General features: G+C 69.4%; 16 protein-coding genes. 8 read left to right on the top strand and 8 right to left on the bottom strand.

Translation table 11 applies throughout. From position 1 onward, the window contains the following. Positions 1–3: 3 nt before the first annotated feature. The 4 genes from U9J23_RS17910 to U9J23_RS17895 form a co-directional block, all read right to left on the bottom strand. The gene (locus tag U9J23_RS17910) at positions 4–264 is read right to left on the bottom strand and encodes a hypothetical protein (protein WP_016694326.1); all 261 of its coding nucleotides are present in this window, start codon (positions 262–264) and stop codon (positions 4–6) included. After that, the gene (locus U9J23_RS17905; RefSeq protein ID WP_106201470.1) at positions 261–1,442 is read right to left on the bottom strand and encodes an inorganic phosphate transporter; all 1,182 of its coding nucleotides are present in this window, start codon (positions 1,440–1,442) and stop codon (positions 261–263) included. Before U9J23_RS17905 ends, U9J23_RS17910 begins: the two co-directional genes overlap by 4 nt. A gap of 193 nt (positions 1,443–1,635) precedes the next feature. After that, a complete protein-coding gene (locus U9J23_RS17900; RefSeq protein WP_059383326.1) occupies positions 1,636–2,019 on the bottom strand; it encodes a VOC family protein in 384 nt (127 codons plus the stop codon). Positions 2,020–2,021: 2 nt separating this feature from the next. Beyond that, positions 2,022–2,468, bottom strand: a complete 447-nt coding sequence (locus tag U9J23_RS17895; RefSeq protein ID WP_059383416.1) for a hypothetical protein — start codon at positions 2,466–2,468, stop codon at positions 2,022–2,024. Between the two features lie 185 nt (positions 2,469–2,653). On the opposite strand from U9J23_RS17895, the gene U9J23_RS17890 reads away from it, so the two are divergent. Further along, positions 2,654–2,950: a DUF4193 domain-containing protein gene (locus tag U9J23_RS17890; RefSeq protein ID WP_016694322.1), complete on the top strand. Its 297-nt coding sequence runs from the start codon at positions 2,654–2,656 to the stop codon at positions 2,948–2,950. Between the two features lie 87 nt (positions 2,951–3,037). Here U9J23_RS17890 and U9J23_RS17885 read toward each other — a convergent pair whose 3' ends face one another. Beyond that, entirely contained in the window at positions 3,038–3,931 is an 894-nt protein-coding gene (locus tag U9J23_RS17885) for a 1,4-dihydroxy-2-naphthoyl-CoA synthase (protein WP_326599544.1), read from the bottom strand. A 64-nt stretch (positions 3,932–3,995) separates the two neighbouring features. Between U9J23_RS17885 and U9J23_RS17880 the strand changes: the two genes are divergently transcribed. From U9J23_RS17880 to U9J23_RS17870, 3 genes are all read left to right on the top strand, one after another. Next, positions 3,996–4,628, top strand: coding sequence for a PaaI family thioesterase (locus U9J23_RS17880; RefSeq protein ID WP_326599542.1), 633 nt, complete (start codon positions 3,996–3,998; stop codon positions 4,626–4,628). 5 nt (positions 4,629–4,633) lie between these two features. Then, positions 4,634–5,638: an o-succinylbenzoate synthase gene (locus tag U9J23_RS17875; RefSeq protein ID WP_080968332.1), complete on the top strand. Its 1,005-nt coding sequence runs from the start codon at positions 4,634–4,636 to the stop codon at positions 5,636–5,638. Between the two features lie 98 nt (positions 5,639–5,736). After that, on the top strand, positions 5,737–6,177 hold the full coding sequence (locus U9J23_RS17870) for a DUF6918 family protein (RefSeq protein WP_033096107.1): 441 nt from the start codon (positions 5,737–5,739) through the stop codon (positions 6,175–6,177). Positions 6,178–6,283: 106 nt separating this feature from the next. On the opposite strand, the gene U9J23_RS17865 is transcribed toward U9J23_RS17870, so the two are convergent. Both U9J23_RS17865 and U9J23_RS17860 read right to left on the bottom strand, forming a co-directional pair. After that, the gene (locus tag U9J23_RS17865) at positions 6,284–7,144 is read right to left on the bottom strand and encodes a siderophore-interacting protein (RefSeq protein ID WP_059383323.1); all 861 of its coding nucleotides are present in this window, start codon (positions 7,142–7,144) and stop codon (positions 6,284–6,286) included. Between the two features lie 80 nt (positions 7,145–7,224). After that, positions 7,225–7,830 (bottom strand): flavin reductase family protein, encoded by a 606-nt coding sequence (locus U9J23_RS17860; RefSeq protein ID WP_059383322.1) that lies wholly within the window; start codon positions 7,828–7,830, stop codon positions 7,225–7,227. 52 nt (positions 7,831–7,882) lie between these two features. Between U9J23_RS17860 and menD the strand changes: the two genes are divergently transcribed. The 3 genes from menD (at position 7,883) to U9J23_RS17845 (ending at position 10,735) form a co-directional block, all read left to right on the top strand. After that, entirely contained in the window at positions 7,883–9,502 is a 1,620-nt protein-coding gene (menD, locus tag U9J23_RS17855) for a 2-succinyl-5-enolpyruvyl-6-hydroxy-3-cyclohexene-1-carboxylic-acid synthase (RefSeq protein ID WP_059383321.1), read from the top strand. Continuing rightward, positions 9,499–9,951: a DUF3592 domain-containing protein gene (locus U9J23_RS17850; protein WP_059383320.1), complete on the top strand. Its 453-nt coding sequence runs from the start codon at positions 9,499–9,501 to the stop codon at positions 9,949–9,951. Before menD ends, U9J23_RS17850 begins: the two co-directional genes overlap by 4 nt. An 82-nt stretch (positions 9,952–10,033) precedes the next feature. Next, positions 10,034–10,735 carry a demethylmenaquinone methyltransferase gene (locus U9J23_RS17845; protein ID WP_326599536.1) on the top strand — a complete coding sequence of 234 codons (702 nt, stop codon included), beginning with the start codon at positions 10,034–10,036 and terminating at the stop codon, positions 10,733–10,735. 88 nt (positions 10,736–10,823) lie between these two features. Here U9J23_RS17845 and U9J23_RS17840 read toward each other — a convergent pair whose 3' ends face one another. Next, on the bottom strand, positions 10,824–12,095 hold the full coding sequence (locus U9J23_RS17840; protein WP_326599534.1) for a geranylgeranyl reductase family protein: 1,272 nt from the start codon (positions 12,093–12,095) through the stop codon (positions 10,824–10,826). Positions 12,096–12,207: 112 nt separating this feature from the next. On the opposite strand from U9J23_RS17840, the gene U9J23_RS17835 reads away from it, so the two are divergent. Then, positions 12,208–13,254, top strand: coding sequence for a polyprenyl synthetase family protein (locus U9J23_RS17835; RefSeq protein WP_230823094.1), 1,047 nt, complete (start codon positions 12,208–12,210; stop codon positions 13,252–13,254). The last annotated feature ends 77 nt before the right edge of the window (positions 13,255–13,331 follow it).

Genomic DNA, 13,331 nt, shown 5'->3' with positions numbered 1-13,331 from the left:
CGATCAGAAGATGTCGATGCCGAATGTTCCGGCGAGGAAATCGGACGCCAGCAGGAGAATGCCCGCCAGGATCGCGCAGGCCACCACAGCGAAGCACAGCACCGCGGCGGTCCGTGCCGCCGGATTGGGTGTGCCGTCGCTGCCGCGACCGGTGTCGAGCGCGCGGACCCCCAGGGCGAACAGGGAGGGCAGGCCGGCGCCGAGCAGCAGGCCTACGAGAACGACCTGCCACAGGGAGTCGAGGGTGTGGGTCAGCAGGTTCACGCGCGTCCTTCCCCGGTGACCGTCTCGGAGGCACCCGGCGCCGGGGCGAGCTTGTCGTCCCAGTCGGCGGTGACGTTGGAGGCGTCGACGGGCTGCCGGCGCGAGCGCAGCCACATGAACACGGCCAGAGCGCACAGGATCGCGAACACGACGAGGACGCCGGGCATACCGCCGATCAGGTGGGCGAGCGCCCAGCAGGTCGCTCCGACGACCGCGGCGCACGGCAGGGTGATGACCCACGCGACGACCATCCGTCGCGCCACCGACCAGCGCACCTCGGCGCCCTTGGTGCCCAGACCCGTACCGAGGATCGATCCCGTGGCCACGTGTGTGGTCGACAGCGGCAGACCGAAATGGCTCGAGGTGAGGATGATGGCGGCCGACGACGACTCGGCGGCCAGGCCCTGCGGCGGGGCGATCTCGACGAGGCCCTTGCCCAGAGTGCGGATGATGCGCCAGCCGCCGAGATAGGTGCCCAGTGCGATTGCGACGGCACAGGCGACCTTCACCCAGAACGGCATGTCCGTGTCGGCGGTGATCGTGCCGTGAGCGACGAGGGCCAGGAAGATCACGCCCATCGTCTTCTGCGCGTCGTTGGTGCCGTGCGCGAGGGACATCAGCGACGCCGTGCCGATCTGTCCCAGCCGGAAGCCGCGGTCGCGGTGTTCGTTGGAGACGGAACGGGTCAGGCGGTGCATCGACCAGATACCCACCGTGGACACCAGCGCCGCGATGACGGGCGCGAGCACGGCGGGGATCAGGACCTTGCCCAGGACTCCGTCCCACACGACGCCCTGGACACCGATCGACGCCAGTGCAGCGCCGACGAGACCGCCGAACAGGGCGTGCGACGAGCTGGACGGCAGGCCGAACAGCCAGGTCGAGATGTTCCAGAGGATCGCTCCGACCAGACCGGCGAAGACGATGAGCAACAGATCGGTACCGCCGACGGTGTCGAGGTCGACGACACCCTTCGCGACGGTCGCGGCGACTTCCACGGACAGGAAGGCGCCGACGAGGTTGAGGGTCGCGGACAAAGTGACCGCGGTTTTGGGTTTGAGGGCGCCGGTGGCGATGGATGTCGCCATGGCATTGCCGGTGTCGTGGAAGCCGTTGGTGAAATCGAATGCGAGGGCAGTGACGACCACCACCAGGAGCACGACGAACTCTGCGGTCACGTCTGTCGATTGTGGGGTAGCGGGCACGTGAATGTACAGCGACGGGGGTGTGAATTCTGCGTCTCGGCGTCACGCCCGACCGGTTCTTTCGGACTCCGACCATGAGCGGAGTGCAGAGCAGACCGCGCGGCTTGTGTGCAAGATCACCGGCGCCGCGCGACTGTCTGCGGTCGTGCCCGGGTACCTCCGTTCGTCAGCGGAGGTCGCGGCGCAACGGATGGTCCTCGGGGATCTGCACCAGGACGATCGGAATCCCGTCGGGATCGGCGATCCACAGCTCGTGCAGTCCCCACGGCTCCTGCTTCGCACCCCGGACGATGCGTACACCCTTCAGTGCCAGCTCGGCCTCGGCGTCGTAGACGTCGCGCACCTGGAGCCACAGGGCGCCGTGGAACACCTCGTCGCTGTCGTCGGACCGGCCGTGGGCGGCGATCTCGATGAGCGACTGCCCCGCGAAGAAGACGGTTCCGCCGGGATACTCGCGGGCGATCGCCAGTCCCAGCGTCGAGCCGTAGAACTCGACGGCGGCCTCCTGATCGCGCGGCCGGAGGATGGTGCGGCTGCTGAGGATCTCCACCGTCACTGCTCCTCGGCCGGGCGGGCCTCGTGATGGCGGCGGCCGTGTGTGCGCCGCGATTCCTTCATCTCTGCTTCGAACAGATGGCGCCGGCCCTGCACGAGTTCGTCGCGCACCTGCTTCTCGAAGGTGCGGAAGTCCGACCAGTAGCCGTCGTCGAACTCCTCGACGAGCTGGAAGGTCCAGCGACCCTCGGCGATGTTGCGTCCGATGATCTCGGTGCCGAGACGCTCGGCGATCTCGTCGTGCCCGGCCTCGCGGAACAGCTCCTCGGCGTCGCCGGTGAGCAGATCGGCGCGGCCCATCAGCTGGTGGAAGGCATAGAGATGGCCCCGCGCCTGCTCGACGGTCTCGAGGGCCTCGGACAGTTTGCCGGTCGCTTTCACAGTGGCGTCGGAGACGCCTTCCGGGCGGGTGTGGGCGGTTCGCGGACTCTGGCGATCGGTCATGTCCCACAGTGTGCCCGAGAGCACACAGTTCGAACGTAACTGGACATATGTGTTTGACGAAGCTTCGGGTGGGACATTACTGACGGCAACGGTGCCCATGACAGCGCCGGCCTGCCACAGCGGGTCCGACGCAGCCGTAACCCGCGACTGCGCGGCACCGCCGACAACGAGTGAGGAGAACTGCCATGGCGACCGACTACGACGCTCCCCGCACCACCGACATCCTGGGCGGCGGTGGCACTGCCCTGGACGAGCTGGACATCAAGCCCACCGCGGCCGCCGACACCGACGAGGGCGAGATCCTCGAGACCCTCGACCTGCCCGGCGCCGACCTCTCGGCACTGTCGGCGGAGGAGCTCTCGGTCCAGGTCCTGCCGAAGCAGTCGGACGAGTTCACCTGCATGGGCTGCTTCCTCGTCCAGCACCACAGCCGCCGCGCGACGGGCGACGGCGAGCAGGCCTTCTGCCGCGACTGCGTCTGACCTTCCGTCCGACGACCCCTCCTTGCGCGGCGAACCGGGCCTTGCACCTGCTGTAGCAGGGGCGAAGCCCGGTTCGTCGCGTCAGGATCAGTAGTAGTGGGGGTACGGCGACCAGTCGGGATCGCGCTTCTCCAGGAAGGCGTCGCGACCCTCGATCGCTTCGTCGGTCATGTAGGCCAGGCGGGTGGCCTCGCCCGCGAACAACTGCTGGCCGACGAGTCCGTCGTCCTGCAGATTGAAGGCGTACTTGAGCATGCGCTGCGCCTGCGGCGACTTGCCGTTGATCTTCTGCGCCCACTCCAGCGCGACGTTCTCGAGCACGTCGTGGTCGACGACCTTGTTGACCGCACCCATGTGGTGCATCTCCTCGGCCGTGTAGGTATCGCCGAGGAAGAAGATCTCCCGCGCGAACTTCTGGCCGACCATCTTGGCGAGGTAGGCGCTGCCGTAGCCACCGTCGAAGCTGCCCACGTCGGCGTCGGTCTGCTTGAAGCGAGCGTGCTCGCGGGAGGCGAGCGTCAGGTCGCACGTGACGTGCAGGCTGTGCCCGCCACCGGCGGCCCAGCCGTTGACCAGAGCGATGACGACCTTCGGCATGAACCGGATCAGCCGCTGGACCTCGAGGATGTGCAGGCGGCCGGCGCGGGCCTTGTCGACGGTGTCGGCCGTCTCGCCGCTCGCGTACTGGTAGCCGCTGCGGCCACGGATCCGCTGGTCGCCGCCGGAGCAGAACGCCCATCCGCCGTCCTTCGGGCTCGGGCCGTTGCCCGTGAGCAGCACGACGCCGACGTCGGAGGTGGTCCGCGCGTGGTCGAGCACGCGGTAGAGCTCGTCGACGGTGTGCGGACGGAAGGCGTTGCGCACCTCGGGACGATCGAACGCGACGCGGACCGTGCCCTGCGTGACGTGTCGGTGATAGGTGATGTCGGTGAGGTTCTCGAACCCGGGTACCGGGCGCCACAATTCTGGATCGAAGGTCACCTCGTCACCATAAAGGGCCGGGCATCGCGACGACGTGCGCTGTCGCCCGATAACGTGCACAACCATGAGCGAGCAGACCGATCCCCGCGACGACTACGAACACCACGGGGGATTCCCGGTCTACGAACCGGTGGAGGCGGGGCCGAACTACGGTCGCTTCGTCGAGACCTTCCGGCGTCTGCAGGATCTGATGGTCTCCACGAATCCGCCGGACGAGGTCGTCGACCGCGCGATCGAGCAGACCGAGGCCCTGATCGACCTGCTCGCCGAGCACGCCGTACCCGAGGGCGGCTCGCCCGCCGGATTCAACATCGACCTGCCCGGACGCGGCAGCGCGCTGCTGCTGCCGTGGACGATCGAGAAGTTTGGGCCGGACGGTGTCCGGGAACGCGGTGTCTTCCGCCGCTACCACCTCGGGGGCAACGGAGCCGCGCACGGCGGCACACTGCCACTGCTGTTCGACGACCTGTTCGGCATGGTCATCCACGCCAACGGACGGCCGATCGCCCGCACCGCCTATCTCCACGTCAACTACCGCAGGATCACCCCGATCGAGACCGACCTCGTCGTCGACGGCTGGGTCGACCGCGTCGACGGTCGTAAGGCCTTCTGCAAGGCCGAACTGCGTGACGTCGACGGCAATCTCCTCGCCGACTGCGAGGCGCTGATGGTCCAGTTGCTGCCGGGCCAGCCGTGACCTCCCTGCCCTTCCCGTCCTCGCCGCCCCTCCCGTCCGCGGACGAACTGCTCGACGGGGCGGTCGTCGTCTCGCTGCCCATGCGCGTCCGGTTCCGCGGCATCACCGAACGCGAGGTGCTGCTGCTGCGCGGACCCGCCGGGTGGGGCGAGTTCGGGCCGTTTCCCGAATACGGCGACGACGAGGCGGCGCACTGGTTGCAGTCCGCGATCGAGGCCGCCTGGCAGGGCCATCCTGCTCCGCGCCGCTCCCGGATCGCCGTCAACGCGACCGTCCCCGCCGTCGGCCCGGAGCGCGTCCCCGAGGTCCTCGCCCGATTCCCCGGTGCGCGCACCGCGAAAGTGAAGGTCGCCGAGCCGGGCCAGGATCTCGCACAGGACGTCGCTCGCGTCCGGGCCGTGCGCGAGCACGTGCCCAACGTCCGGATCGATGCGAACGGCGGCTGGAGCGTGGACGAGGCCGTGCGCGCGCTCACGGCGCTCACCGCCGACGCACCGCTCGAGTACGCCGAGCAGCCGTGCGCGACCGTCCCCGAACTCGTCGAGGTGCGCCGGCGACTGCCCGGAGTGCGCATCGCGGCGGACGAGAGCATCCGCCGCGCCGAGGATCCCCTGCGGGTCGTGCGGGCCGGGGGAGCGGACGTCGCCGTTGTGAAGGTCGCGCCGCTCGGCGGGGTCCGACGTCTCGTCGCGCTCGCCGACGAACTCGCCGGACACGGCGTCGAGGTGGTCGTCTCGAGCGCCCTCGACTCCGCGGTGGGGATCGCCACCGGTCTCGCGGCGGCCGCTGCCCTGCCCGACCTCCCGTATGCCTGCGGACTGGGCACGGGCGGATTCTTCGAAGCCGACGTCGCGCCGGCTCTGCACATGTCCGACGGAGCGCTCGATGTCGTCGCCGTCGAGCCCGAACCCGAGCGACTCGATGCGCTGCGAGCCGATCCCGACCGCATCGAGTGGTGGTGCGAACGGGTGCGTCGGTGCCGTACGGTGCTCGCCGGACGCGGACTGTGACGACCTCGCCGGACGCGGACTGTGACGGCACGGAATCGTCGTATATCGTTCCCCGCGTCCCAACGGTCACAAGTGTCACATCTACGGAGGCAGTGAAAGTGGTTGCAGCTCTGGGCGATGCCCTCCTCGGCGCCGACAAGTTCCCGGCGGTCAAGGCAGACGTCGAAGCCCTGATCGATGCTGAGGTGTCGGACAAGAAGGGTGCGTCCGGTCTCGCCCTCAAGGGTGGCTACGCAGCAGTGAAGAAGGTCGGCCCGGGCATCGTGCCGGGTGCCGTCGAAGGTCTGCTGCCCGAATTCGTCGAGAAGCTCCAGCCCTTCTGGGTGGAGTACGCAGGCAACGGTTCGTTCTCGGACTTCCTGGTCGCCCGCGGTGAGGTCGTCGCCGACGCTCTCCTCGGGGTGACCGACGAGCGCATCGCCGGCACGTCGAAGTCCGGCGTCAAGAAGGTCTACGACTCGCTGCGCCCCTCGGCCAAGAAGCACGTCGTCGAGGCCCTGCCGCGCCTGGGTGATCTCATCCAGAAGCACGCCGGCTGAGCCGACACCAGCGACATCCGGACGTCGCGGTCCCGAACCGGTTTGCCGGTCGGTACCGCGACGTTCGTCGTTCCGGAGAGATTCGGTCTCTCGGTGGTGCCGACCTTCAGTAGACCGGCTCGCCGTACTTCCAATATCCGATGAAGGTCACCGCCGACCGGTCCCAGCCGCACTCGCGCACGAGATGACGACGCACGCCGGTCGCGAGCGACGACTCGCCCGCGACGAATGCGTGGGCGGAATCCGACGACGGGGTCGACTTCCGCACCACGTCGGCGACGAGACTGCCCGGTACGGCCTCGGGATCCGTCCTGATCACCGGATGCACCAGCACGTTCTCGCCCGTCGGAACGTTCTGGGCGGTGAGGTCGTCGGGGTGCGGAACCTCGACGAGGACCTCCACCGCCGCGAGCGGGTCGAGGGCGAGGATCGAATCGAGGATGCCGGCCACCGCGGGCACGGCGCTCTCGTCACCGACGAGCAGCCACGACCGCGCCTCGTCGAGAGGGAGGTTGCTGATGCCCTCGTCGAGGATGCCGATCTCGTCGCCGGGCTGCGCGCGTTCCGCCCACGCCGAGGCCGGACCCAGATCGCCGTGCGACGCGAAATCGATCTCGATCTCGGTGGTCGGGCCGAACAACCCGGTTCCCGCAGGTCGCACGCGGCGGAACGTGTAGTTCCGCAACACCGGACGCTGCTCCTCGGGCAGTTCCTGGTATTCGGGCCACCAACGGTCGTCCGTCGCCCCGGGGAGGGTGAGTTCCTGCTGCTCCGGGGTAGGGAAGAACATCCGGAACCAGTGGTCGAAGCCCATCGGCGCGATCGAGTCGATGTCGTCACCGCCCACGGTGATGCGCACGAAGGTCGGGCTGATCCGCTCGGTGGCGAGCACCTGCGCGCGCGCCATCCGCCGCGACTCGGGCTTGAGATAGGGATCGCGCCGTGCGGTTCCGGTGCTCTTCGCCATACGCCCTCCGAGGTTGCTCGGATGCCACCGTTGACGACGTGCAGCATCCCGACGATCGTTCAGCGAAGCCTAACCTGTGTTCACCCGGGAGTGCCGGGCCGCTGCAGTCTCCGCACCGCGGGCGTCAGGCCCCATTCCGTCCGCCCCAATCGGCTCACCGCGCCGAGCGCCGCGAAGTCGGGGGCACCGTCCTCCGCGAGCACCTCCGGATCGACCGTCACCGCGAGGACGTCGCCCATCACGACGAACGAGTCGCCGATCTCGATCACCCGGTGCAGCCGGCACTCGATCGAGGCCGGTGCCTCCGCGACCCGCGGGGGCCGCACCCGCTCGCTCGGCTCGGCGTGCAGCCCCACCTCGGTGAACTCGTCGATGTCGTGTGGGAACGCCGCCGACGAGGCGTTGACCTTCTCCATCAACGGCACGGTTGCGATGTTGATCACGAACTCGCCCGTCTGCTCGATGTTCCGCAGACTGTCCTTCCGGCCCACGGACGTGAACTGCACGACCGGCGGTGCGGTACTCGCCACCGTGAAGAAGCTGTACGGAGCGAGATTGAACACACCGTCCTCGGCCTCGGTCGACACCCACGCGATCGGTCTCGGCACGATTGTCGCGGTGAGAAGGCGGTAGAAGCGGCCGGGACCGGACTCGGCGGGATCGAAGACTGTGCGCACGGCCTCCATTCTGACCGCACCTGTACCCGGCCACACTTCCGGCGCAATTACCCTGGACTCCGTGAATCCGTCCACTGCCCAGGCCACTGCTGTCGTCGACGAACTCGCCCGGGGCGGTGTTCGGGACGTCGTGCTGTGCCCGGGCTCGCGCAACGCGCCGCTGGCCTTCGCGCTCCAGGCCGCCGACAGCGCAGGACGTCTGCGCCTGCACATGCGTATCGACGAGCGCACCGCCGGATTCCTCGCGATCGGCCTGGCCCTCGCCTCGGGTCGTCCCGTACCGGTCGTCATGACCTCCGGTACTGCCGTGGCCAACCTCGCGCCGGCCGTGCTCGAGGCGAACTACGCTCGCGTGCCGCTGGTCGTACTCAGCGCCAATCGCCCCTACGAACTGCTCGGATCCGGCGCGAACCAGACCGTCGAACAGCTCGGGATGTTCGGCACCCAGGTACGCGCGACCATCAGCCTCGGACTCGCCGAAGGCATCGAACAGAACAGCCAGTGGCGTTCGGCGGTCTCCCGGGTTCTCGCCGCCGCCCGCGGAACCCGATCGGGCAACGCCGGCCCGGTCCACTTCGACATCCCGCTGCGCGAACCGCTCGTGCCCGAGCTCGACGCGAAGGGACCGGTGCCCGAGGGACGTCCCGACGGCAAGGCCTGGACCACCACGGTGAACGCCACCCTCGACGTCCCGCTCGAGATCGATCTGACCCCCGACACGATCGTCGTCTCCGGTCACGGCTCCGCCCATCGCCCCGAGCTGTCCGGGCTGCCGACCGTCGCCGAACCCACCGCACCGCTGCACGGCATCCCGGTGCATCCGATGGCGCTGCCGCACCTGAAGCCGCGCCAGGCGATCATCACCGGCCGGCCCACGCTGCACCGGCCGGTGTCGAACCTGCTCGCAGACCCCGCCGTCACCGTCTACGCCCTGACCACCGGCCCGCGCTGGCCCGACGTCTCGGGCAACGTCATCGCGACCGGCACCCGTGCCGTGGTGTCGGGAACACCCGACGAGGCATGGCTCGAACGATGCCGCCAGCTGTCGGCGCACACCGACAAGGCCGTCCGTGCCCAGCTCGACGGGCACCCGAAGGCAACCGGACTGCACGTCGCCGCGGTGGTGACGGATTCGCTGAAGCCCGGCGACCAGCTGCTGCTCGGGGCATCGAACCCGGTGCGCGACGCGGCGCTCGTGAGCTACCCGAAGCCCGACGTGAAGGTGTTGTCCAACCGCGGTGTCGCCGGGATCGACGGCACGGTCTCCACCGCCGTCGGTGCCGCACTCGCCTACGAACAGGGACGGACCGTCGCGCTGCTCGGCGACCTGACCTTCCTGCACGATGCCGCCGGCCTGCTCATCGGACCGTCGGAGCCGCGTCCGCAGAACCTCACCATCGTCGTCGCGAACGACGACGGCGGCGGAATCTTCGAACTGCTCGAACAGGGCGACCCGCAGTACGCAGGTGTCTTCGAGCGTGTCTTCGGCACGCCGCACGGCATGGACCTCGCGGCACTGTGCGCGGCCTACCGCGTCCCGCACGAGCGGGTGGATCTGCAGGGCCTCGCCCTCACCCTCGCGGACGACACGGTGCCGCCCGCGGGCATCCGTGTGGTCGAGGTCACCACGGATCGGGCCGGGTTGCGCGAACTGCACGCGGCGGTGCGGGCGCAGCTGTGAGCGGACCCGAGCGCGCGCGGCGCGCGGTTCTCATCGTCGCGGCGGCGATCTCCGCCCTCGCGGTGATCCTGTTCCTCGGCGCCCTCCGGAACGACCTCACCATCCGCTCCGACACGGGCACGGCCGTCGCCGAGGTGCTCTCGGCCGGATCCCTGCGGTCCGCGGTGAGTTTCGTCACTCCCGATGGGGTGACGCACAATCCCGAGCTCGGTGTTCTGTATCCGACGGGGTTGGCCACCGGGCAGCGGATCGCCGTCGAATACGCCCGGAGTGATCCCGATCTCGTCCGTGTGACCGGACGTGACGCCCGCGTCGCGCTGATCCCCACCGGATCGGTGATTGTCGTCACATGGCTGATCGCCACGCCCGTGTCGATCTGGCTCCGGCGGAAGGGGGGCGCGGCTGCTGCGGCCACCTCCGAGGAGAAGGATCGGCAGCTGCAGGTGTGACGAACGCAACGTTCGTCGCGACGTCGCCTCCGGGGCGGCACGACCGCCGGGGTGGCGCAGGGGAGCGGGTAACGTTTCGGCCGTGGCAACAACTCACGGATCACGCGCGTCGCTCGACAAGGACCCGCGTGAGGTCGCGTCCATGTTCGACGGGGTCGCTGCACGCTACGACCTGACCAACACCGTCCTGTCGTTCGGGCAGGACCGCGGGTGGCGTCGCGCGACCCGTGCGGCACTCGGCCTGAAGCCCGGCGAGCGCGTGCTCGACCTGGCCGCCGGCACCGGGGTGTCCACCGTCGAACTCGGACGGTCCGGAGCGTGGGTCGTCGCCACCGACTTCTCCAAGGGCATGCTGCACGCCGGTGAGTTCCGCAACGTCCCCATGGTCGCGGGCGACGCGATGCGACTGCCGTTCGCCGACGCCGTCTTCGACGCCGCGACCATCTCCTTCGGCCTGCGCAACGTCGCCGATCCGGACGAGGGGCTGCGCGAGATCGCCCGGGTGGTCAAGCCCGGTGGACGCCTCGTGGTGTGCGAGTTCTCCACGCCGGTGCGGGAACCGCTGCGCACCGTCTACATGGAGTACCTGATGCGGACGCTGCCGCGGGTCGCGCGGGCGGTCAGCAGCAATCCCGACGCCTACGTCTACCTCGCCGAATCGATCCGGGCCTGGCCCGATCAGGAACAGCTCGCCCGGCGCATCGAGGCAGCGGGCTGGAACGACGTGAAGTGGCGCAATCTCACCGGGGGCATCACCGCCCTGCACTGCGCGGTACGCAAGTAGCCGGGCGCATCGGCGCCGCGCGGTACGCAAGTAGCCGAGTGCATCGGCACCGCGCGGTAGCAAGTAGCCGGGCGGCGCTGTAGGGCGCTCAGGCGAAGAGCGGCTGCCGATCCCAGCGCATCGAGAGATGACCGCTCGTCCGCCACACCCGGGCCACGAAGTCGGCGTCCTCGTCGGTGACGAGATTGCCCATCACCCGCACCGCGACCGACATCATCGTTCGCGACCGCATCGCGATCGGACCCGTCGCCGGCAGGAACTTCGGGATCGTGAGCAGGCTCGCGAGACGACGTGCGGTGGAGAACGCCCGGCCGTAGTGGGAGCGCAGCGTCGCCGGCCACAGGTCGGTGAGGTCGTCGGAGTCGAGCAGTCCGGCGACCAGCCGTCCGCCCTCGAGTCCGTAGTCGATGCCCTCGCCGTTGAGCGGATTGACGCACGCCGCGGCGTCGCCGATCAGCGCCCAGTTCCTGCCGGCGACCCCCGATACGGCTCCGCCCATGGGCAACAGAGCGGACGCCACACGGGTCACCTCACCGAGCTCCCATTCCGGGCGACGCTGCCGCGCGTACAGGTCGATGAGCGGTCGCAGCGATCCGTTCGCGGGTCGTGAGGCGGTCGCGAGGGTGCCCACCCCCAGGTTCACCTCGCCGGTGCCGAGCGGGAACACCCAGCCGTAGCCCGGCTGGACGGCCCCCGCGTCGTCGCGCAGTTCGAGGTGCGAAGTGATCCACGGATCGTCGCTGCGCGGGGAGGTGGCGTAGGCCCGCGCAGCCACCCCGTAGGTGGTGTCGCGGTGCCAGCGACGCCCGAGCACCTTGCCGAGCGGAGAGCGCACGCCGTCGGCGACGATCAACATGCGGCACCGGACGGCCCGAGGCCCGTCGGCGGTGCGGAAGATCACCGCCGAGACCCGGTCGCCGTCGCGTTCGACGTCGACGGCCTTCGTTCCCTCCACGGCACGGGCACCCGAGTCGAGCGCGACCTGCCGGATCCGGGCGTCGAGCTCGGTGCGCGGCACGGCACTGCCCACGACCGGGAAAGACGAATCGGGCCAAGGGAGTTCGAAGCGGCCACCGAAGCCTTCGAGACGCAGACCGCGGTTGACGGTGCGGGTACGCAGCCAGTCACCGAGCCCGAGTTCGTCGAGTTCGGCGACGGCACGCGGGGTCAGGCCGTCACCACAGGTCTTGTCGCGAGGGAAGGTCGCGGCATCGACGAGCAGCACGTCGCGACCGGCGCGGGCAGCCCACGCGGCGGCGGCGGAACCGGCTGGACCGGCACCGACGACGAGAACATCGGTACTGTCGGGAACGCAGGACTGGGATTGCCGCGGATCTCGCGCGGAGTGTTCGGCCACCACCGCTCCATCTTCTCAGGCCGCGATCGGCCGCCTCGACGAGGTGGATCGGGGAACGAACGGCTAGGTTCACTACGGTGAAGTCGAGGCGACAGAACAGGATGGGTACGTCATCGTGAGCACTGAGGGGGCGGCTCGGACCGCCGGTTCGGCCGATGCGGCGCCGAGCACCGTCGTGGCCGGTGTGGAACTCGGCGATCCGGTCCTCGCCGCGACAGTCGGGGACGGCCTCGCGAGCGTCGAGAAACTCCTGGTCGAGGAGTTGTCCGACGGTGAGGACTTCCTGACGGAGGCCGCGCTGCACCTGGCGAAGGCGGGTGGCAAGCGGTTCCGGCCGCTGTTCACGATCCTCACGGCGCAGCTCGGGCCGAAGCCGACCGACCCCGCCGTGGTGACGGCGGCGACCGTCGTCGAGCTCGTGCACCTCGCGACGCTCTACCACGACGACGTGATGGACGAGGCGACGATGCGTCGCGGAGCCCCGAGTGCCAACGTGCGCTGGGGCAACAGCGTCGCGATCCTCGCCGGCGACTATCTGTTCGCGCACGCCTCACGGTTGGTGTCGACCCTGGGTCCGTCGGCCGTGCAGATCATCGCGGAGACGTTCGCCGAGCTGGTCACGGGTCAGATGCGCGAGACCATCGGTGTGCGCACCAACGACGACCCGGTCGAGCACTACCTGCGGGTGATCTGGGAGAAGACCGGTTCGCTGATCGCCGCCAGCGGTCGCTTCGGTGGAACGTTCTCGGGCGCCGATCCGGAGCACGTCGAGCGTCTCGAGCGGCTCGGCGACGCCGTCGGCACCGCCTTCCAGATCGTCGACGACATCATCGACATCGCGTCCGACACCACGGAGTCGGGCAAGACCCCCGGAACCGATCTCCGCGAGGGTGTGTACACCCTGCCGGTGCTCTACGCGCTGCGGGAGACCGGGCCGGAGGCCGATCGCCTGCGCGAACTGCTCGTCGGTCCCATCGAGGACGAAGCGCACGTCGCAGAGGCGCTCGAGCTGCTCGTCCGCTCGCCGGGAATGGATGCGGCGAAGGCGACCCTCGCGACGTACGCCGCCCGCGCCCATTCCGAACTCGATGCCTTGCCGCAGGGCCCGGCGAACGAGGCGCTGCGTCGCCTCGTGGACTTCACCGTCGCCCGCGTCGGCTGACGCATCGTCGTGTGGTCCCGCCCCGTTCGGGGCGGGAACCGCGCCGCGCGCTCGTTCGTTGGACGAACGAGTGGGGA

Source organism: Rhodococcus sp. PD04 (genome assembly GCF_035918275.1).
GTDB lineage: Bacteria > Actinomycetota > Actinomycetes > Mycobacteriales > Mycobacteriaceae > Rhodococcus > Rhodococcus rhodochrous.
This window is presented reverse-complemented; position numbering and strand designations above follow the sequence as displayed.